We start from the raw sequence: 20,295 nt of genomic DNA, 5'->3' as shown, positions 1-20,295 counted from the left end.
CCGCCGACGCAGGCGGCAGTCGGGAGGTTACAAGCAGTTTTCGGGCCAACGGAGAATAAAAAGCCCGGCCGGAATGTATCCGACCGGGCTTTGGGGCGTCGCGGTTTGGACGGCCGAGGCGGAAGCGGCTACGGGAGATGTCCTAGTGTCGCGTCCGCGAAAAGCGCCTATGGTGTTTTGTAGTCAACAAGCCAAAACCATTTATTTTTCTTAAAAAATACTATCGTATTTTTTAAGGGACGCGACACTAGCCGCCGAGGTAGGCCTTTTTCACTTCCGGGTCGTGCTTGAGCTCCTCGGCCGTGCCCGAGGTCTTGATCTCGCCGGTGTCCAGCACGTACCCCCGGTGGGCGAAATTGAGCGCCACCTTGGCGTTTTGCTCGATGAGCAAAATGGTCAGCCCCAGCTCGTTAAGCTTTTTGAGGGTGCGGAACATCTCGTACATGAGCAGCGGGGCCAGCCCCATGCTCGGCTCGTCGAGGAGGATGAAGTCGCAGCCGGTCATGATGGCCCGGCCCACAGCCAGCATCTGCTGCTCGCCGCCGGACAGCGACTCGCTGCGCTGCTTGCGCCGCTCGGACATGCGCGGAAAAAGCGACAGCACCCGGTCGAGGTCGCGGGCGATGGCCTCTTCCCCGTCCTTGCGGGCGTAGGTGGCCAGGATGAGGTTCTCCATGACGGTGAGGTTGCCGAAAATGCGCCGGCCTTCGGGGGAGAGGTCCATGTGGAGCTTGCGCACCACGTCGTGGGTCTCCCAACCGAGGATGGACTGGCCTTCATAGAGGATGTCGCCCTCGATGACCTTGGGGGCCTCGGGGGGCGGCAGGCGCATGATGGACAGGAGCGTGGTGGTCTTGCCGGCCCCGTTGGCGCCGATGAGCGTGACGATCTCGCCCCGGTTGACGTGGAAGGAGATGCCGTGAAGGGCTTCGATATTGCCGTATTTGACCCGAAGGTTTTGGACGGAGAGCAGCATCAGATTGTATCGTCTCCCAGGTAGGCTTTGATGACGTCGGGGTTGTTCTGGATGCCTTCGGGCGTGCCCTCGGCGATGGTGGCCCCGAAATCGATGACCTTGATCCAGGAACACAGGGACATGACCACGTCCATCTGGTGTTCGATCATCCAGATGGCGATGCCGTAGTCCCTATGGATGTCGCCGATGAGCTTTATCAGCCCCTCGACGTCGGCCGAGTTGAGGCCGGCGGCCGGCTCGTCGAGCATGAGGAGCTTGGGCTTGATGGACAGGGCCCGGGCGATCTCCACCAGCCGCTGCACGCCGTAGGGCAGGTTCTTGGGCAGCTCATGCGCCACCTCGGCCAGACCCAGGCGGGAGAGCACCTCCATGGCGTGGTCCTCGATGTCGCGCTCGCGCTGCATGTAGCGCGGGGTGCGCAGGAAGCAGTCGAAAAGCCCGTAGCCCAGGGCGTGGTGCTGGGCGATACGGATGTTGTCGAGCACGGTCATCTCGAACCACAGGCGGATGTTCTGGAAGGTCCGGGCAATGCCGCGCGAGGTCACCTGATGGGGCTTCAAGCCCTTGATGGACTGGCCGTCGAAGATGATCTCGCCACGCGTGGGCTTGTAAAAGCCGCTGACGAGGTTAAAGACCGTGGTCTTGCCCGCGCCGTTGGGGCCGATAAGCGCCGCCATCTGGCCCTGCTCCAGGGCCACCGTGAACTCCGACACGGCGCACAGCCCGCCGAAGTACTGGGTCATTTCCTTTACGTCGAGAAGCGCCACGGCCTACCCCTTGAACTTGTAGAATTTGCGAAGCCCGGGAAACACGTCGGCCAGCTCGCGACGCCCCATGATGCCCTCGGGGCGAAACTGCATGAGAAGGACCAGCAGCAGCGGAATGACCACCCACTTCCAGACCTGGGTCACCTCATAGGAATCCGGGATGACCGAGATGTAGTGCAAAAAGGTGTTGAGGAAGCCGAACGCGTCGCGCAGGTATTCGATCAAAAGCGTCATGAGGATGGCGGCCAGCACAGAGCCGGACAAGGAGCCCATGCCGCCGAGATAGACCATGACCATGATCTCGGTGGATTTGAGGATGGTGAACGTGCCCGGGTTCACGTAGCCCAGGATGTGGGCGAAAAGCCCGCCGGCCAGGCCGGCCAGGCCGCAGGAGACCATGAAGGCCACGAGTTTGACCCGGTCGGTGTTGACGCTCATGATCTCGGCCGCGATCTCGTCCTGGCAGATGGCGTCCACGCCCTTGCCGAAGGTCGAGTAGATAAACCGCCGGATGAGCCACACGGAAAAGACCGTGCCGATAAACACCCAGATCATGATCCAGGGCAGGTTTATGGTCTCGTTCATGGCGCTCATGACCGCGCTCATGCCCATGAAGCCGCGCGCGCCGCCGATGGCCCCGATGTTCTCGATGGTGGACTTGACGATGTAGGCGGCGGCGATGGTGATGATGGCCAAGTAATCGCCCCGGGTTTTAAACGAGGGGATGGCGACCAGAAGCCCCACCAGGGAGGCGGCCAGGGCTCCGGCGATCAGCACCAGCGGGAAAAGCCACACGGCCGCCGACGGGCCGATGAGCGGTTCGCCGAAAACCTGGCTCTTGGTGAAAAGCGCCACGGAGAGAAGCGAGGACACGTAGGCCCCGACAGCCATGAAGCCGGCATGGCCGCAGGAGAACTCGCCCATGTTGCCGTTGATGATGTTGAGGCTCGTGGCCAGGATGATGTTGACGCCCATGAACATGAGCACGGACTGCCAGTAGACGTTGAGGGCTCCGGTGCCGGCGGCCCAGAGCAGAACCCCGAACAGACAGGCCAGCAAGGCGGGCACGGTCAGGCGCTGCATACTCATTCCCCCTTGCGAGCCTTAAATTTTGGTCCGCCGGGCCACGCCGAAGAGGCCGGTGGGCCGGATGGACAGGATGAGGAGCAAAATCGAGAAGGCAATCAGGTCGCGGTAGGTGGAGGGGAAAAACGCCACCACCATGATTTCGACGAACCCCAGCAAAAACCCGCCGGCAAAGGCCCCGGCAATGGAGCCGATGCCGCCGACCACGGCCGCGATGAAGGCCTTCCAGCCAATGAGCGCCCCCATATAGGGGTCGATGACCGGGTAGGTCATGGCGAAAAAGAGCCCGGCCAGACCGGCGAAGCCGGAGCCGAGCACGAAGGTGAAGACGATGACCGTGTCGGCCGGGATGCCCATGAGCGGCACGGCGAACCGGTCATAGGAGATGGCCCGCATGGCCATGCCGATCTTGGTGCGCGTCACGATGAAGTGCAGCAACAAAAAGGACAGGATGGCCACGCCGATGACCATGAGCTTAATGTTGGTGACCGTGACGCCGAAAACCTCGAAGACCTTGACGGGCACCAGTGTGGGAAAGCTTTTGCGGCTGGCTCCGAGCAGGGCGAGGTTGCCGTTTTCCAGGATGAGTCCGCACATCAGCGCCGTGATGACGACGTAGAGGCGGTTGACGCCCTTGCGCCGCAGCGGCCGGTAGGCGATGCGCTCCAGGGTGACGCCGACCACGGCGGTGAGGACCATGGTCAGGGGGACGGCCACGGCCAGCACCATCCAGCCGGGCAGGCCGGCGAAGACGCCGAACTTGCCGAGCAGGAACATGCAGCAGTAAAAGGCGATGTAGGCCCCGACCATGAAAATGTCGCCATGGGCGAAGTTGATCAGCAACAAAACGCCGTAGACCAGGCAGTAGCCCAGGGCAATAAGGGAATAAAAGCTCCCCCACTGCAAGGCGTTTAGAATGTTTTGCAGGAAGCTCTGGAGCAACGGGGACCCCCTTTCGGCGCATCGTTGGGGAAGCGCGGCCCGGAAGCTTCCGGGCCGCGCCAAGGTTCACGGAACTTCCGTCTACGGGCAGACGGACTTGTAGAAGGCGAACTTGCCAGCGTCGTCGATCTTGACCACCACGGCGCACTTGATGGGGTCGTGGTCGCCGGTGGCGGGATAGGACATGTTGCCGGTGATGCCTTCAAACTTCTTGATGCCGGCCATGGCCTTCATGAGGGCCTCGCGGTCCTTGGCCAGATCGCCGGACATGGGGCCGGCGGCCTGCAGGGCGGCGAGCATCAGGTTGGCGCTGTCCCAGGTCAGGGCGGCGACGTCGTCGGGGGTCTTCTTGTAGAGCTTGGTGTACTCGTCGATGAATTCCTTGGTCTTGCCCTGGGCGCCGGCGGCGGCGTAGTGGGTGACGAAGAAAAAGCCCTTGCAGTTGTCGCCGCAAAGGCCCATCAGGTCGCCCGAACCCCAGGAATCGGAGCCGAGCACGGGCTTGTTGAAGCCCAGGGACTTGGCCTGCTGCACGATAAGCGGCACTTCGTTGTAGTACTGGGGCACAAAAAGCACTTCCGCGCCGGACTTGGCGATGTTGGTCAGCTGGGCCGAGAAGTCCACGTCCTTGGTGGTGAAGGTCTCGAAGGCGACAACCGAGCCGGGGCCGTTGATCTTTTCAAAGGCGGCCTTGAAGTCCTCGGCCAGGCCCTTGGGGTAGTCGGAGGCGATGTCGTAGAGCACCGCGGCCTTTTTGGCCTTGAACTCTTCGCTGGCGAACTTGGCGGCGGTGGGGCCCTGGAAGGTGTCCAGGAAGCAGCCGCGGAAAACGAAGGGGCGGTTCTTGGTGGTGTTGGGGTTGGTGGACCAGGGGGCCATCATCGGGGTCTTCAGCTCATTGGCGGCTTCGGCGGCGGGCACGGCCTGCTTGCTGGACTGGGGGCCGACCATGCCGATGACGCCGTCCTGGGTGATGAGCTTGCGCGTGGCGGACAGGGCGGATTCGGCCTTGGACTCGTTGTCTTCGTAGATGAATTCGACTTTGTAGGTTTTGTCGCCCACTTTCAGGCCGCCGGCGTCGTTGATCTTCTTCTTGAGCATCTCGGCCGCGTTCTTGGACGATTCGCCGACGTCAGGGATGTCGCCGGTCAGCGGGATGTTGAAACCCAGTTTGACGGTGTCGGCAGCCCGGACCGGCGAAGCCAGGCCCAGAACGCAAAAAAGGGCAATCAGCCAGGACCTTTTCATGAACGCCTCCTGTTTGCAGTCGATTTCAAGTACTTACACCTTGACTCCAAGACACGGTCTATAGCTCAAGTCCAGATTGAAGGGAATCCCCCGGACCCAGGCGTCCAACATTTTTGTGAAACATCCGATGACGGGACGAATCACCAATTTACTGAAATTATTAAACTTTCCAAGTATCCCGGCAAATCCTGCACACTCGGCTTCGCCCGTCCCCCAGGCCCGACGCCCGTTTTTCCAGAACCAGCTGAAAAACCGCGGGCTTCGGCCAACGGCCTTGCCGGAACCGGCAATGGACCTTGGGACCGGCTGTCAGTAAAACAATTTTCAGATTTTGACAATATTGTCCGAACATTCTTTGCCGACTCCCCGCTGGCGTCGGAAGGCGTTCTGGGCTATGCCCTTTTTCCCGGTTTTTCCGGCCAAGAAACCGCAAAAGGACCACAAATCATGTCCGCCACCGCCCGACTGCGCATCACCTGCCCCGACCGGCCCGGCATCGTCTCCGCCGTGACCACGTTTCTGTACACCCACGGGGCCAACATCATCGACCTCGACCAGCACTCCACCGATCCCGAGGGCGGCACGTTTTTCATGCGCCTGGAATTCTACACGCCCTACATCGACGTGTCCCGGGCCGCCCTGGAGGCCGCCTTTGGCGAAGTGGTGGGCAACCGCTTCGACATGGACTGGCGGTTGTCCTACTCCGACGTGCCCAAACGCGTGGCCGTGCTGGTCTCGCGCCACGACCACTGCCTGATGGAGCTGTTGTGGCGCTATGCCCGCAAGGAGCTGCCCTGCGACATCGCCATGGTCATCGGCAACCACGAGGACCCGCGCGAGGCCGTGGAAGGCTTCGGCGTGCCCTACCACTGCGTGCCGGTGGGCGACGGCGGCATGCCCGAGGCCGAGGCCCGCATGGCCGAACTGCTCGGGACCGGCGTGGACTTGCTGGTCCTGGCCCGCTACATGCGGGTGGTCTCGGGGGATTTCCTGCGGCCCTACGACAACCGGGTCATCAACATCCACCACTCCTTTCTGCCGGCCTTTGTCGGGGCCGACCCCTACCGCCAGGCCCACGAAAAGGGCGTGAAGCTCATCGGGGCCACGGCCCACTACGTCACGGCCGAACTCGACGCCGGCCCCATCATCGAGCAGGACACCGCTCGTGTGACCCATCGCCACAGCGTGGCCGATCTCAAAGCCATGGGCAGCGAGCTGGAACGCACGGTGCTGGCCCGGGCCGTGACCTGGCACCTGGAAGACCGGGTGATCGTTTTCGGCAACAAGACCGTGGTCTTCCGCTAGGCCGCCGGCGCTTCCGCTTTCGCCGCCATACGCCCCGGACCAGCCGTCCGGGGCGCTTTTTTTTGCCTTGGCTTTCTCCCAGCCGGCGCGGAAGAAGCCGCCCCGGCTGGGCCGTTTTCATCCCCTCGCCGCCGCGCCGCCTGCTTACCGACACGGCCTGGGACACGCTTCTCCCTTCGCCGATTCCATTTTTCCGTCAGCTGAAGATTGCTTCATTCAACAGTATTTGCTATTAAGCGCTACTTTTTTAAATTTTCGTATCCACAACGGGAGCACGATCATGGCGATTTTCTTCCGCGTCCTGGCCCTGGCCCTGTTGCTCGCCGTCCCGGCCGCCCCGGCCCTGGCCGGCGGGAACGAGCTGGTCTTTTCCTGGCAGTCCAACTGCGGGCCGCTTAATCCCCACCTCTACTCCCCCAACCAGATGTACGCCCAGAACATGCTCTACGAGCCCCTGGTGCGCTACGCCGAAGGCGGCAAGATCGTGCCCTGGCTGGCCGAGCGCTGGGACATCTCCCCTGACGGGCGCACCTACACCTTCCACCTGCGCCAGGGGGTGACCTTCTCCGACGGCACGCCCTTTGACGCGGCCGCGGTCAAGGCCAATTTCGAGGCCGTGCGTAAAAATCTCGCCCGCCACAAATGGCTGGAACTCGTCAACCAGCTCGACGTCCTGGAAGCTCCGGACCCGGCCACCTTCGTCATGAAACTCAAAAGTCCCTATTATCCGGCCCTCCAGGAACTGTCCCTGATCCGCCCCCTGCGCTTTGCCTCGCCGGCCGTCTTCCCCGAGGACGGCGACACGTCCAAGGGCCTCAAGAAGGCCGTGGGCACCGGGCCGTGGCTCCTGACCGAAACCAAACTCGGCGAGTACGACCTGTTTATACGAAACGACAAGTACTGGGGCAAAAAGCCGGCCCTGGAGCGCGTGCGCGTCAAGGTCATCTCCGATCCCAACGCCCGGCTGACCGCCTACGAGACCGGCGACGTGGATCTCATCTACGGTTCCGGCGGCCATGCCTCGGGCCAGATCGGCATGGACGCCTTCAAGCTGCTGGCCGCCGACAAGGCCAACGTCACCGGGATCTCCGGCCCCCTGGGCACACGCGCCCTGTGCCTCAACTCCGGGCGCGGCCCCACCCGCGACCTGGCCGTGCGCCAGGCCGTGGCCCACGCCGTGGACAAGGCGGCCCTGGTCAAGGGCGTGTTCCTGGACGTGGAAAAGCCGGCCGACACGCTTTTCGCCTCGGACATCCCCTACTGCGACCTCAAGCTGCCGCCTTTCGCCCTTGACCCGGCCAAGGCCGAAAAGCTTCTGGACGACGCCGGCTGGAAGCTCCCCAAGGGCGCGTCCGTGCGCCAGAAGGACGGCCAGGACCTGGAAATCGACTTGTGCTTCATCGGCAACGACGCCCTGCAAAAGTTCATCGCCGAACTCATGCAGGGGGAGCTGGCCAAGGTCGGCATGCGCATCCGTCTGGTCGGCGAGGAAAGCGACGCCTTTGGCAAGCGCCAGCACGACGGCGACTTCGGCATCATCTTCAACGACACCTCAGGCCCCCCCTACGAGCCCCACGCCGTGGTCGGCTCCATGCGTTCCCCCTCCCACGCCGACTACCAGGCCCAGGTCGGGCTGCCCATGAAGGCCAACATCGACGCCAAGATCACCCAGGCACTGACCTCCACCGACGAGGATAAACGCGCCGCCCTGTACAAGGACATTCTGACCACCCTGCATGAGCAGGCCGTCTACCTGCCCCTGACCAACATGACCAACATCGTGGTCCATCGCCAGGACGTCACGGACCCCGGTTTCATGCCGACCAAGTACGAGATTCCCTTCGAGGGCATGACCAAACGCTAATGCGTCACCCGCAAAAACCACTTAAGTTTTTTTGCATGAATGCCAAATGATTCAAGACTATTACCGTACGGACTAGCGTTCAGGGATTGCCCGAACATGACGCTAGCGACGGCCGGGCCGCCAACAGGCGGCCCGGCCGGCCAAGGAGTGCCCCGTGCTGTCCTATATTCTGCGCCGGCTGGCCGTGTTGCCGGTCATTTTGCTGGCCGTGTCCCTGGTCATCTTCGCCATCCTGCGGTTGGCCCCTGGCGACCCGGCCATGGCCTATCTGCGCCTGTCCCAGATTCCCCCCACCACCGAGAACCTGGCCTTGGCCCGGGAAACCCTGGGCCTGGACAAGCCGCTGTCCGCCCAATACGCGACCTGGCTGGCCAAGGCCGCGCGACTGGACTTCGGCCGTTCCTACGTCACCGGACGCCCGGTCATGGATGAAATCCTCTATTATCTGCCGGCCACCTTGGAACTGGCCGGCGCGTCGCTTTTGATCACCCTGGGCCTGTCCGTGCCCATGGGCGTGGCTGCGGCGCTAAGGCGCGACACCGCCCTGGACCACCTGACCCGGGCCGTGGCCTTTGCCGGCGTGTCCATACCCAATTTCTGGTTCGGCTTTTTGCTGGTATGGCTGTTTTCCGTGCAGCTTGGCTGGCTGCCGCCCCTGGGGCGCGGCGGGCTTTCCCATCTCGTCATGCCGGCGGTTTCGCTGGCGCTGATGTCCCTGGCCGTCAACACCCGCCTCATTCGGGCCAGCATGCTCGAAACCATGCACCACCGCTTCATCCTCTACGCCCGGGCGCGCGGGGTCGGCGAGGGCACGGTGGTGTGGCGGCACATGTTCGTCAACGCGCTTATTCCCATCCTCACGGCCACGGGCATGCACGTGGGCGAGCTGCTGGGCGGCGCGGTGGTGGTGGAGAGCGTCTTTTCCTGGCCCGGGGTCGGGCGCTACGCCGTTTCCAGCATCTACAACCGCGATTTCCCGGTGCTGCAGTGCTTCATGCTGGTCATGACCGTCATCTTCGTGGTCTGCAATCTGGCCGTGGACATCGCCTATGCCGTGGCCGACCCGAGGATGCGCCTGGGCGGCCAGGGAGGCCGGGCATGATGCGCGCCCTTTTCGCCAAGAAACTCACGGCCATGGCCCTGATCGTGGCCGCCGTCCTCGTCGCCATGGCCGCCTTTGCCCCGTTTCTGGCCACAGCCAATCCCGACCACACCGACATCGGCCGCAAGCTCGAACCGCCAAGCCTGTCCGAACCCCTGGGCACCGACCACCTGGGCCGCTCCATCTATTCGCGGCTGGTCTACGGCGCCCGGGCCTCCCTGGGCTCGGTGGCGGTCATCATCGCCGCCATCCTGATCCTGTCGTTTGTCGTCGGCGGAGCCTCGGGCTATCTCGGCGGCACGGCCGACGCCGTCATCATGCGCCTGTGCGACGTGATCCTGACCTTCCCCACCTTCATCCTGGCCCTGTTTCTCATCGGCATCCTGGGCACGGGGCTGACCAACGTCATCATCGCCATCGTCATGACCCATTGGGCCTGGTACGCCCGCATGGTGCGCGGCATGGTGCTGCAGTTGCGAAACCGCGAGCATGTCCTGGCCGCCAAGGTGGCCGGCACGCCGGCCCTGCTCCTGGGGGCGCGCCACATCCTGCCGCCGGTGGCGGCCCAGATGGCGGTGCTGGCCAGCCTGGACATCGGCCACATGATGCTCCACGTCTCGGGCCTGTCATTCCTGGGCCTGGGGGTGCAGCCGCCGACCCCGGAATGGGGCGTCATGATCGGCGACGCCCGGCAGTTTCTGCGCACCGCTCCCCAACTCATGCTCTTTCCGGGGCTGATGATCTTCCTGTCGGTCATGGCCGCCAACATCCTGGGCGACGCCCTGCGCGACCGCCTCGACCCCCATCTTGCCTCGGAGCTGGACCATGGCCACTAATCCCGTCCTCGCCGTCGAAAATCTCGACATTGTTGCCGGCCGCCCGCCCCACGAAACGCCCCTGGTGCGCGGACTTGGTCTGTCCGTGGCCCCGGGCGAGGTGCTGGCCCTTATCGGCGAATCCGGCTCGGGCAAATCCATGACCTGCCTGGCGGTCATGGACCTCTTGCCCCCCGGAGTGCGCCAAACCGCCGGGCGCATCCGCGTGGGCGGCCGGGAAACCGTCCGCCGGGGCCGCGACGCGGCCATGGTGCTGCAAAATCCGTCGAGCTGCTTTGATCCGGTCATGACCGTGCGCGGGCATTTCCGCGAGACCGTGCGCGGCCTGGGCCTTGGCGGCGCGCCGGATATCCGGGCCGTGGCCGCCCTGGCCGAGGTCGGTTTCGACGCCCCCGGGACGCTCTTGCCGCTCTATCCGTTCCAGCTCAGCGGCGGCATGCTCCAGCGGGTCATGCTGGCCCTGGCCATGCTCGGCGATCCGGGCCTGCTTTTGGCCGACGAACCCACCACCGACCTCGACATGCCGGCCCAGGCCAAGGCCCTTGACTGCATCGACGCCCTGCGCCGCTCACGCGGCCTGGCCGTGCTGCTGGTCACCCACGATCTGTCCGTGGCCGCCCGGCTGGCCGACCGGGTGGCCGTCATGCGCCACGGCCGGCTCCTGGAAACCGGGTCGGCCGCGGCCTTTTTCGAGGCCCCCCAAAGCGACTACGGCCGCACCTTGCTTACGGCCCATTACGATCTCCACGACGCCCTGGCGGCCCCGTCGCCGCGCGCCGCAAACGACCAAGGAGCCAGGCCATGACCCCGGTATTGGAAGCGGTGGAGGTCGCCAAGGGCTACGCCCAGGGCGGCATGTTCGGCGGAGGCGTGAAAAAGCCGGTGCTTGCCGGCGTGGACCTGTCCCTGGCGGCGGGCCAGCGCCTGGGGTTGGTGGGCCGCAGCGGCTGCGGCAAATCGACCCTGGGCCGGCTGCTGCTTGGGTTGGAGCGCCCCGACGCCGGCCTCGTGCGCTACAAGGGGCGCGACATTCGCCGCCTGTCCGGCCCGGACTGGCGGCTCTACCGGCGAAACGTCCAGGTGGTCTTCCAGAACTTCCACGGCGCGGTCAATCCGCGCCTGACCATCGGCGAGACCATCGGCGAGCCCCTGGCCAACTTCGACCGGGCCAGCCGCGGGCAGCAACTGCGCCGGGCCGGGGAACTCCTGGAACGGGTGGGACTGCCGGGGGCCTTTGTGGCCAAGCGGCCGTCGCAGTTAAGCGGCGGCCAGCTCCAGCGGGCCTGCATCGCCAGGGCCATGGCCTCCTCGCCCGAGGTGCTCGTCCTGGACGAAGCCGTCAGTTCCCTGGACATGCTGGCCCAGGCCCAGGTCATGGACCTGCTGGCCGCCCTTGGCCGCGAGTCCGGCGTGAGCTGTCTTTTCATCTCCCACGACCTGCGGGTGGTGGCGCGGCTTTGCGGCGAGGCGGCGGTCATGCGCGATGGCCGCATCGTGGAGCGGGCTACCTGCCGGGGCGGGCGGTTCGGCCACGACGACCCGGGCTTTGCCGAACTGGCCTGCGCCCTGCTGCCGGCCCGGCCGGGCGGCGGCTGTCCGGACCCGGCCAAGGGCGAGGCGCCGGCCTGACGCGCACCCGGCGCGCCGCCGGGGCACCGTCCGCCCCGAAACCCGGCCCGCCGGCCCTCTCCTCCACAAGAAAGCGCCCGGAGAGACAAACCTCTCCGGGCGCTTTGGCGTCGGTTGGCGACGGCGTCAGACGAGGATCAGCTTGCCGATCTGGTAGATGGCCACCGACACCGCGAAGGCGAAGGCCATGGAGCCGAAGACCGAGAAGGTGGCCCACTTCCAGTTGGTTTCCTTGGCGATGGCCACCACCGTGACCATGCAGGGCGTGTAAAGAAGCATGAAGACGAAGACGCTTAAGATGGCCGGCAGGGTCCAGGCCGGGTCGGCGGCCAGCTTTTCGCTTAAAGACTCCGATTCCTCGGGATCGACCTCGCCCATGGAATAGGCCGTGGCCATGGTGGAGACGAAGACTTCCTTGGCCGCGAACGCGCCGATCAGGGCCACGTTGGCCTGCCAGGGGAAGCCCGCCAGCTCGGTGGCCGGGCTGATGAACTGGCTCACCCGCCCGCCGATGGAGTTTTTGAGGGCCTCTTCGTTTTGCTCATCCTCGATGGCCTTGGTGGCGTCCTCGGTGAGCGCGGCCAGCTCTTCCTCGTTGGCGTCCGGGTTGGCGGCCTTGACCTGCTCCGCGGCGGCGTCGCGCTTGGCGTCGTAGGCGGCCACGGTCTCCTCGGAGAGCTTGGGGAAGGTCATGACGGCCCACATGAGAATCGACACGGCCAGGATCACGGTGCCGGCCTTCTTGACGTACTGCCAGACCCGCTCCAGGGTGTGGTGGATCACGCCGCGCAGGGTGGGCAGGCGGTAGGGCGGAATCTCCATGACAAAAGGCGTGGACTCGCCCTTGACCACGGTGGAGCGCAAAAGCCGCGACACGAGAAGCACGAAGCCCCAGGCGGCCAGCACCACCAGGAACATGGCCCGGGTGGGGTTGTCCGGGAAAAAGGCGGCCACGAGCATGAGGTAGGCCGTGGTCTTGGCTCCGCAGACCATGAAGGGGGCGGTGAGGATGGTGGCCAGGCGCTCGCGGGGGCTGCGCAGGGTGCGCGCGCACATGACGCCCGGCACGGCGCAGCCGCCGGGGATGCCGCCGGACATGATCAGCGGCATGACCGACATGCCGTGCAGGCCGAATATCCGCATGACCTTGTCCATCATGTAGGCCACGCGCGCCATGTAGCCGAGGTCTTCCAGGAAGACGAGCATGGCGAACATGATGCAGATAAGCGGGGTGAAGCCGATGACCGAACCCACGCCGCCGATGATGCCGGACACGACCAGCGACTGGAGATCGCCCTCGGGGATGAACTGCGTGCCAAGGCCGGCCAGCCAGGTGAAGCCGTCCTCGATCCAGCCCTGGGGATAGGCGCCCAGGGTGAAGGTGATCTGAAACATGACCCACAACACGGCCAGCATGAGGATGGGGCCAAGCACCTTGTGGGTGACGACGCGGTCAATGGAGTCCGAGGAGGTGCGGCGCAGCTCGTCGCCGCCGGACACCACGCCCTGCTTGAGCAGGCCGTTGATAAAACCGTAGCGCCAGTCGGCGATGATGGCGTCGGGGGTGGTCCCGACGTGCTGGCGGGTGTGGACCTCGGCTTCCTGGCACAGGGCTTCGAGTTTGGCCGAAAGCGAACCGGCGGCCCGGCCCTCCTCGATGACCTGTTCGTCGTTTTCCAGGTATTTAATCGCCACCCAACGGGGATCGTGGCGGCCGGCCAGAAAGCCGGCCTCGGCGATGAGCGCGGTCATGCGCTCGATGACCGGGTCGAGTTCCGGGCCGTAGGACAGCTGGATGGGCTTCCACTTGCCGTTTGACGCCTTGTAGGCGGCGGCCACGGCCTTCATGAGCGCCTCGCGGCCCTCGCCCACCCGGGCCACGCAGGGCACCACGGGCACGCCAAGCAGCGCGGAAAGCTTTTTGACGTCGATGGTCACGCCGTTGCGCTTGACCTCGTCCATCATGTTGAGGCCAAGGACCATGGGCGCGCCGATCTCCATGAACTGCACGGCCAGATAGAGGCTGCGCTCCAGGGCCGTGGCGTCGATCATGTTGATGACCACGTCGGGGTGCTCGTCCACGATGACGTTGCGGGCGACCAGCTCCTCCATGGAATAGGAGGTCAGGGAATAGGTGCCGGGCAGATCGACCAGATGGATCTTGTCGCCGTTTTGCTGATACACGCCTTCCAGGCGGTCCACGGTGATGCCGGGATAGTTGCCGACCCGGGCCGAACCGCCGGTCAGGGCGTTGAACATGGTGCTTTTGCCGCAGTTGGGCTGGCCCGAGACGGCCACTTTAATGGTCGACATGGTCTAGACCGCCTCCACGGTGATGCAGTCGGCTTCGCTGTTGCGAAGCGACAAGGTGAAGCCGCGCATCCGCAGGGCCACCGGATCGGCCAAGGGCGCGTGACCGACCACCATGATCGGCGTACCGGGGATAAGCCCCATGTCGCGAATGCGTCGGCCCATTTCGCCGCTGGCCGTGACGGCCTTGATGCAGCCCTTCTGATTGACGGCCAATTTTCTCAAAGACATGACCATGCCGTTCCTCCTTTGCAAGCCCCGTCGGTCGATCCAGCTGGTCGGGCAGGCAATACGCTTATAAGGGATTCGTCCCGCTCAAAACGGCCCTCGGCCGGTTTCCGGCGGGCATTGGCGCGGATTGCGTCGGCAGCCCGTCGCACACGACAAAATCTGTAAATGATACTCAATATCAATGTCAATCAATTTTGAGAATCGTTTTCTCCAAACCCGCATTTCCCGACGGGCAGCCGACGCAGCCCCGGACCAGAACGCAAAGCGCCCCCCAGACAATCAGGCTGGCAAGGCGCTCAAGCAAGGGAAAGGCAAGACGAGACGAGGTCGCGCCTCTGAAGAAAAATGCTGATACTTCTTTAAAAAAACAAAGGTTTTAGGCCGTATGACCGAAACACCCTATCCGTTTTTTCGCGGAAGCGGCACTAAATGAGGGGGCAAAAGGGGCCAACGGCCACGTGTTCGGCCAGGGAAGGCCCTTGGGAGGCGGGCGCGTCGGGGCCGCGCCCGAGTTGGCGCAACCGGTCGCGCAGCAGACCGGCGTGGGAACGGACAATGCCCTGGGCGGTCATCATGTCGGCCAGCCCGTGCCGCCGGGAAAAGCCCAGCCGCACATTGCCGCCGCCGTCCAGATAGACGTTGCAACACAAGCTATCCACCAGATACATCAGCGGATCGTGACACGTTTCCGTCATGACTGCCGTCCACCCCGGTTGCGGTTCAAGACAGAGCCAACGCCTGATTGAGAGTCACGGATATATGTCAAATCGAACATCCCCGCAAATGAAACTTTGGTCATGCGCCCGCCCCCCCCGACGCCCGCCGGGCCAGGGCGGCCAGCAGCGCGTCGAGGTCGCGGTGGATGGTCTGGCAGGCGCATTCGATCATGCAGTTGACCAGCGACCTCTCCGTGTCGCCGGCGTTGCGAAAATCCGTGCGCAGCCCCCAGGCCGGCAGCCCCCGGGCGTAGGCGTAGCCCACTTCCCAGGCCGTGCCGTCGTCCACGGCCGGGCCGTCGAGGACGGCCACGACCAGGTCGCAGCCCTCCAGGGCGTCGACGCAGCCTTTAAAGATATGGTGCTTGGCCGCCTCGCCCAGGCCGGCCAGTTCCTCGGCCGGAAACAGGTCGCCCGGCCAGACCGCCTCGACACCGGGGAGTTCCCCGGCCAGATCGCGCAGATGGGCCATGAAACGACGCTCGGCCAAGGTGAAAAGCGGACCGGCGAGATAGACGCGCATGAGGGACTCCTTGGGCGATTTGCCCAGTGGACTTCTCCTATACCCGAGCCACGGCCGGCCGGAAACTCCCGTCTTGACCCCGAGCGCGGTATGGACTAATCAGAAGGCCGTACCTGTCCGCATGACTATTTCCATGATCTTTTGGCGGCCGCGCCCTTTCTCGGGGCGGGGCCGCTCTCGTTAATGCCCAGACACTCCAACATCACCCGATTGCAAGGTATTGCCGATGGAAAGCATCCCTATTTCCGTTGAAGGCTTCAGACGGCTGGAACGCGAGCTGGAACGGCTCAAGAAAGAGCGCCCCGGCGTCATTTTGGCCATCAAGGAAGCGCGCGAGGAAGGCGACCTGCGCGAAAACGCCGGCTATGAAGCCGCGCGTGAACGCCAGGGCATGCTCGAAGCCCGCATCAACTACATCGAATCCCGCATGTCGCGCTTCAACGTCATCGACCTCGCCACCCTGGGCGGCGAGCAGGTCATCTTCGGAGCCACCGTCGAAATCGAGGACGTGGATACCGGCGACGTGAAAAAGTACACCCTGCTTGGCCCGGACGAAGCCGAACCGAGCAAGGGCTCCATTTCGCTGCTTTCCCCGGTGGGACTGGCCCTGCTGGGCAAGTTCGTCGGCGACGAGATCGTCGTCGATGCCCCGCGTGGCAAGATCAACTACGAAATCGTCTCCATCGCCTTTCACGGCCCCATCGCCGCCGCCGACGACTAGCCGCTTCGCCCCCGACACGCTTCAAAGGCCCTGCCGCCATGCGACAGGGCCTTTTTCGCCGTCTCCGCCGTCGCGACGACTGCCCAAGCGACAGGCCGCGACCAACCGGGTTTGGCCATGCCGTCTGGCGGCGGGAATCAGGCCTCGGACCGGCGGCGGGTGAAGAAACAGCCGTTGCCGGCCTCGTCATAACACTTGCCGCAGGACACGCAGGCCGCCGGCCGACGATCCCCGGCCGCCCAGCGGGCCGGCAGATCAGGTTCGCGCAGAAGCGGCCGCGACAAGGCGAAAAGCGTCACGTCCGTTTCCTCCAGAACCTCTTCCATGACCTCGGGCGAATGGTTGGCCCCGACCAGGGCCACCGCCGCGCTAACGGCCCCGGCCACCTCCCCGGCTTCCCGGCGAAAGACCGACTCGGGCTGTTTCTTGCCGCCGCAAAGCCCCTTGTTGCCGCCCAGGCCGCTGACCTCGACCAGGTCGATGCCGGCCTCGTCCAAGGCCTTGGCCGTCTCCAGGCAGATCCGGTCCAGGCCGGGCGTGCCGGCCATGTCCCGGCAATCGAGCTTGACGGCCAGGAGGAAATCCCGGCCGGCCTCGCCGGCCATGGCCGCCCAGATGTCCATGAGCAGCCGCCGGGCGTTTTCCGGCGAACCGCCGTAGGCGTCAGTGCGGGCGTTGGTGGCCGGATTGAGGAACTGGCTCAGGAAATAGCCGTGGGCGCTGTGGATTTGCGCCCCGTCGTAGCCGGCCTGGCGGGCCAGGACCGTGGCCCGGGCGTAGAGGTCCGGCAGGGCGGCCAGGGTCGCCGTGTCGGGGTCGCCCGCCGACCACAGCGCGCCGTCCCGTCCGGCAAAGGCGAACTGGGCCAGGGCCAGACAGCCTTGGGCGTGGAGCGTGTCCACGATGCGCCGGTGCCCGTCCACGTGTTCGGGCCGGGCCAGACCGAGCTGGCCGGGCAGCGAGCCGCCGGCGGGATCGATAAAGGTGGCGCTGACGATGACGGTCCCGACCCCGCCCCGGGCGAGCGCGTTGTAGACGGCGAGCAGTTCGGGCGTGGCCCGGCCCTGGGCGTCGGCCAGGCGTTCCCAGGTGGCCGAACGCACCAGGCGGTTTTTGGCCTGCCGTGCGCCGACGGCGACCGGATCAAACAGGGTTTTCATGGACAAGCCTCCAGAGGGACATCTTGCCCAGCCTATGCGCCCGGAAACCCGGCGACGCAAGAAGGCACACGCAGGTGCGCCGGTACCCGTTTCCATACTACCCCACGCAAAAAGGCCCTGCCGCGCCGCGACAGGGCCGTCAACAAAACGCCGCCAGCCTTCGGGCTAGGCCGAAGCCTTGGCCGCGTCCAGGGCGGTCTGGAGCTTGGTCTCGTCCTCGTGGGACAGGGAGGTCTGGAGCACCTTGCCGCCGGTGCCGGACAGCTCGTCAAGCACCTTGTCGGCGGTCATCTTGCGGATGAGCACGAACAGCACCGAGGTGCCGGGCTGGAGCTGCTCGGCCAGTTTTTTCATGAAGTCGTCGTCGATGCCAACGTCGGACAGCGCCCCGGCCGCCGCGCCGGCCCCGGCCCCGACCACGGCCCCGAGGATGGGATTGAGGAAAATCAGGCCGATGAGCATGCCCCAGAAACCGCCGCCCACCGCGCCCGAAGCGGCCAGGTGGTACATCTGGTTGAGCTTCACCTTGCCGTCGTCTTTTTTCACGGCCACCACGGCGTCTTCCAGGTCGACGAGGTATTCCTTCTGCATCTTAAGCAGTTTGAGCCGCACTTCCTCGGCCTTGAACATGTCGTCATAGCCAACGACGATCAAATCGCTCATGGGGGATGCTCCTTTGGCGTCTTGGGGTTAAACGGCCCGCGCGGGTCGTCTTATCCTCACCTATGGCCCATTGCCCGACGTGTTGCAACCGGGAATGCGGCTCGTCTCGAAAACGCCGCACCAGGTCCGGTAAGCCGAGGCCTAAGGCCTGGCTCCTGGCCGCAAAGCTTCCGCCTGTCGATGCCCCGCCTTGACGCCGGCCCCCCGAATTCCCATAGTAGCCTGACAACCCAAGCGAGGTGCGCATGAAACCCGTCGATCTCCTCTCCATGGGCCTGGGCGCGGCCTTTCTGGCCAAGGACAAGCTGGGCGAAGTGCTCGGCGAACTGGAAAAACGCGGCGAAGTCTCCCGCGACGAGGCCAAGCAGTTCCTGGAAGACGCCAAGGCCCGGGCCAAAAAGGAAGAAGAAGCCCTGGCCGCGCGCGTGCGCGAGGAAGTCAAAAAAGTCCTGGAAGAAATGGGGCTGGCCACCAAGGACGACATCGCCGAACTCAAGGCGCTGCTCAAGAAAAAGTCGTCTTGATGCCCCGCCCGCCCTCCCCGGGCCGCCTCTGGCTGACGTTTCGCTTTCTCCATACCGTCTTCGTGCTGGTGCGGCGCAGGGAGCGCTTCCTGTTTCTGGCTCCCCTGCCGCCGCGCCGGCTGAAAGACGCCGTCCTGACCCTGGGCGTGTGCTTCGTCAAACTGGCCCAGGTGCTGGCCACCCGGGCCGACTTTTTTCCCGAGGACTATCTGGCCGAACTGCGCGGGGTCCACGACGAAGTCGATCCCATGCCCAGGGCCGATTTCCAGGCCGCCTTCCGCCTGGCCTTCGGCGACGCCCCGCCCTTCACCACCTTTGACGACACGCCCCTGGCCAGCGCCTCCATCGGGCAGGTCCACGCCGCCACGCTGCCTGACGGCAGCCTCGTGGCCGTCAAGCTGCGACGCCTGGGCGTCGAAAAGCAGGTGCGCACCGACATCGCCGCCATCCGGGCCATGCTCGGGGCCTTCACCCCGTTTTTCGCCAGCGCCACCAAAAATTCCGTCGAGGCCGTGCTCACGGAATTTTCCGCCATGATCGTGCGCGAAGCCGACCTGTCCGTGGAACTGGCCAACCTGCGCAAATTCACCGACGCCTACGGCCAGGGCCCGGTGCGCCTGCCCAGGCCCTATCCCGAGCTTTCGAGCGTCCACGCCCTGGTCATGAGCTACGAAACCGGCTGGCGCATTGACGACCTGGCCAGCCTGCGCGAGGCCGGCATCCCCTTTTCCACGGTCCTGGATGCGCTCATCGACTTCTATATCGAACAAATGCTCGTGCGCGGCTACTTCCACGCCGACCCGCATCCCGGCAACATCCTCGTGCGGCCCGGCGGCGAACTGACCCTGCTCGACTTCGGCATGGTCAAACGCCTGCCCGCCGACACCCGGGTGGCCATGATCGAAGTCGCCAAATCCGCCCACGACCGCGACTACGAAACCTTCATCGCCGCCTGCAAACGCCTGGGCATCGTCGCCGCCGGAGCCGATCCCTCCGAAATGATGGAATTCGCCGAACGCATGTTCGACATCTTCGGCGACGCCAGCCTGTCCGCCGCCTCCATGCAGGCCCTGGCCTTCTCCGTCCTGGACTCCATGAAGGACCTGCCCTTCAAGGTGCCCCAGGACATCGTCTACGTCATGCGCGCCAGCGCCCTCATCGAGGGCCTGGGCGTCACGGCCATCGACAACTTCAACGGCGTCAAGGACATCCTGCCGCGTCTGCGCCACAACCTCACCCGGGCGCTGGGAGCCGAGGCCGGACTCTTCCCCACCCTTCGCGGCGAACTCCAAAACCTGCCGCTGACCCTGCGCCGGGCCAAGACCGTGCTCACCGACCTCAGCGAATCCAACCTGCGGGTCAAGGTCTCCCCGGAAACCCTCGAATTTGTCACCGACCGCCTGCGCCTGGGCCTGCGCCCCCTGGCCGTAGGCGGAACACTCATGGCCGCCGGCTTCCTGGCCGCCCTGACCCTTGGAGACAACGGCGTCTGGCCGGCCTGGGGACTGTTCGGGCTGGGCGCGCTGCAGGTGTGGACGGGGCTGAAGTAAGTTACTGAGAAGAAAAGGATGCCTTGTATGTTTCCCCATCGAGGTTAGCTTGATGGGGTCAAGGGGACGATAGGTCGAAATTGCCTTGAGTTTTAAGCTCGAGCCGGAGCCATGATCGTCGTCCCCTTCTTCCATGAAGCCC

General features: G+C 64.8%; 20 protein-coding genes. 9 read left to right on the top strand and 11 right to left on the bottom strand.

Annotated features, from left to right (window positions below):
- Nucleotides 1-247 precede the first annotated feature (247 nt).
- From DMR_RS05535 to DMR_RS05515, 5 genes are all read right to left on the bottom strand, one after another.
- Nucleotides 248-976, bottom strand: coding sequence for an ABC transporter ATP-binding protein (locus tag DMR_RS05535; RefSeq protein WP_015859924.1), 729 nt, complete (start codon nt 974-976; stop codon nt 248-250).
- Complete coding sequence (locus tag DMR_RS05530) at nt 976-1,743, bottom strand: ABC transporter ATP-binding protein (protein WP_015859923.1); 768 nt, start codon at nt 1,741-1,743, stop codon at nt 976-978. The genes DMR_RS05535 and DMR_RS05530 overlap by 1 nt, the downstream gene beginning before the upstream one ends.
- A gap of 3 nt (nt 1,744-1,746) precedes the next feature.
- Nucleotides 1,747-2,826 carry a branched-chain amino acid ABC transporter permease gene (locus tag DMR_RS05525; RefSeq protein WP_043600149.1) on the bottom strand — a complete coding sequence of 360 codons (1,080 nt, stop codon included), beginning with the start codon at nt 2,824-2,826 and terminating at the stop codon, nt 1,747-1,749.
- A 21-nt stretch (nt 2,827-2,847) separates the two neighbouring features.
- Nucleotides 2,848-3,771, bottom strand: coding sequence for a branched-chain amino acid ABC transporter permease (locus DMR_RS05520; RefSeq protein ID WP_015859921.1), 924 nt, complete (start codon nt 3,769-3,771; stop codon nt 2,848-2,850).
- 81 nt (nt 3,772-3,852) lie between these two features.
- Nucleotides 3,853-5,019 carry an ABC transporter substrate-binding protein gene (locus tag DMR_RS05515; RefSeq protein ID WP_015859920.1) on the bottom strand — a complete coding sequence of 389 codons (1,167 nt, stop codon included), beginning with the start codon at nt 5,017-5,019 and terminating at the stop codon, nt 3,853-3,855.
- A gap of 447 nt (nt 5,020-5,466) precedes the next feature.
- On the opposite strand from DMR_RS05515, the gene purU reads away from it, so the two are divergent.
- The 6 genes from purU (at nt 5,467) to DMR_RS05485 (ending at nt 11,755) form a co-directional block, all read left to right on the top strand.
- Nucleotides 5,467-6,324 (top strand): formyltetrahydrofolate deformylase, encoded by an 858-nt coding sequence (gene purU / locus DMR_RS05510; protein ID WP_015859919.1) that lies wholly within the window; start codon nt 5,467-5,469, stop codon nt 6,322-6,324.
- Nucleotides 6,325-6,604: 280 nt separating this feature from the next.
- A complete protein-coding gene (gene nikA / locus DMR_RS05505; protein ID WP_015859918.1) occupies nt 6,605-8,188 on the top strand; it encodes a nickel ABC transporter substrate-binding protein in 1,584 nt (527 codons plus the stop codon).
- Nucleotides 8,189-8,342: 154 nt separating this feature from the next.
- A complete protein-coding gene (gene nikB / locus DMR_RS05500; protein WP_015859917.1) occupies nt 8,343-9,290 on the top strand; it encodes a nickel ABC transporter permease subunit NikB in 948 nt (315 codons plus the stop codon).
- The gene (nikC, locus tag DMR_RS05495; protein ID WP_015859916.1) at nt 9,287-10,126 is read left to right on the top strand and encodes a nickel ABC transporter permease subunit NikC; all 840 of its coding nucleotides are present in this window, start codon (nt 9,287-9,289) and stop codon (nt 10,124-10,126) included. Before nikB ends, nikC begins: the two co-directional genes overlap by 4 nt.
- Nucleotides 10,116-10,931: an ATP-binding cassette domain-containing protein gene (locus tag DMR_RS05490; RefSeq protein ID WP_015859915.1), complete on the top strand. Its 816-nt coding sequence runs from the start codon at nt 10,116-10,118 to the stop codon at nt 10,929-10,931. The genes nikC and DMR_RS05490 overlap by 11 nt, the downstream gene beginning before the upstream one ends.
- Complete coding sequence (locus tag DMR_RS05485; RefSeq protein ID WP_015859914.1) at nt 10,928-11,755, top strand: ABC transporter ATP-binding protein; 828 nt, start codon at nt 10,928-10,930, stop codon at nt 11,753-11,755. The genes DMR_RS05490 and DMR_RS05485 overlap by 4 nt, the downstream gene beginning before the upstream one ends.
- A 126-nt stretch (nt 11,756-11,881) precedes the next feature.
- Here the strand turns inward: DMR_RS05485 and feoB are convergent, their stop codons facing one another.
- From feoB to DMR_RS05465, 4 genes are all read right to left on the bottom strand, one after another.
- On the bottom strand, nt 11,882-14,068 hold the full coding sequence (feoB, locus tag DMR_RS05480; protein ID WP_015859913.1) for a ferrous iron transport protein B: 2,187 nt from the start codon (nt 14,066-14,068) through the stop codon (nt 11,882-11,884).
- Between the two features lie 3 nt (nt 14,069-14,071).
- Entirely contained in the window at nt 14,072-14,302 is a 231-nt protein-coding gene (locus DMR_RS05475) for a FeoA family protein (RefSeq protein WP_015859912.1), read from the bottom strand.
- A 419-nt stretch (nt 14,303-14,721) separates the two neighbouring features.
- On the bottom strand, nt 14,722-14,991 hold the full coding sequence (locus DMR_RS05470; protein ID WP_043600146.1) for a hypothetical protein: 270 nt from the start codon (nt 14,989-14,991) through the stop codon (nt 14,722-14,724).
- A gap of 100 nt (nt 14,992-15,091) precedes the next feature.
- Nucleotides 15,092-15,535, bottom strand: coding sequence for a nucleoside 2-deoxyribosyltransferase (locus tag DMR_RS05465; protein WP_015859910.1), 444 nt, complete (start codon nt 15,533-15,535; stop codon nt 15,092-15,094).
- A 226-nt stretch (nt 15,536-15,761) separates the two neighbouring features.
- On the opposite strand from DMR_RS05465, the gene greA reads away from it, so the two are divergent.
- The gene (gene greA, locus DMR_RS05460; RefSeq protein WP_015859909.1) at nt 15,762-16,256 is read left to right on the top strand and encodes a transcription elongation factor GreA; all 495 of its coding nucleotides are present in this window, start codon (nt 15,762-15,764) and stop codon (nt 16,254-16,256) included.
- Between the two features lie 137 nt (nt 16,257-16,393).
- On the opposite strand, the gene DMR_RS05455 is transcribed toward greA, so the two are convergent.
- The gene (locus tag DMR_RS05455; protein ID WP_015859908.1) at nt 16,394-17,416 is read right to left on the bottom strand and encodes an NADH:flavin oxidoreductase; all 1,023 of its coding nucleotides are present in this window, start codon (nt 17,414-17,416) and stop codon (nt 16,394-16,396) included.
- 165 nt (nt 17,417-17,581) lie between these two features.
- Nucleotides 17,582-18,079 carry a DUF1269 domain-containing protein gene (locus tag DMR_RS05450; protein ID WP_015859907.1) on the bottom strand — a complete coding sequence of 166 codons (498 nt, stop codon included), beginning with the start codon at nt 18,077-18,079 and terminating at the stop codon, nt 17,582-17,584.
- Nucleotides 18,080-18,324: 245 nt separating this feature from the next.
- Between DMR_RS05450 and DMR_RS05445 the strand changes: the two genes are divergently transcribed.
- Both DMR_RS05445 and DMR_RS05440 read left to right on the top strand, forming a co-directional pair.
- Nucleotides 18,325-18,603: a phasin family protein gene (locus tag DMR_RS05445; protein ID WP_043600144.1), complete on the top strand. Its 279-nt coding sequence runs from the start codon at nt 18,325-18,327 to the stop codon at nt 18,601-18,603.
- On the top strand, nt 18,603-20,153 hold the full coding sequence (locus DMR_RS05440; protein ID WP_043600141.1) for an ABC1 kinase family protein: 1,551 nt from the start codon (nt 18,603-18,605) through the stop codon (nt 20,151-20,153). Before DMR_RS05445 ends, DMR_RS05440 begins: the two co-directional genes overlap by 1 nt.
- Nucleotides 20,154-20,295 lie beyond the last annotated feature (142 nt).

The organism is Solidesulfovibrio magneticus RS-1 (genome assembly GCF_000010665.1).
Classification (GTDB): Bacteria; Desulfobacterota; Desulfovibrionia; order Desulfovibrionales; family Desulfovibrionaceae; genus Solidesulfovibrio; species Solidesulfovibrio magneticus.
The sequence above is the reverse complement of the archived record's forward strand: the minus strand, read 5'-3'. Positions and strand labels throughout refer to the sequence as shown.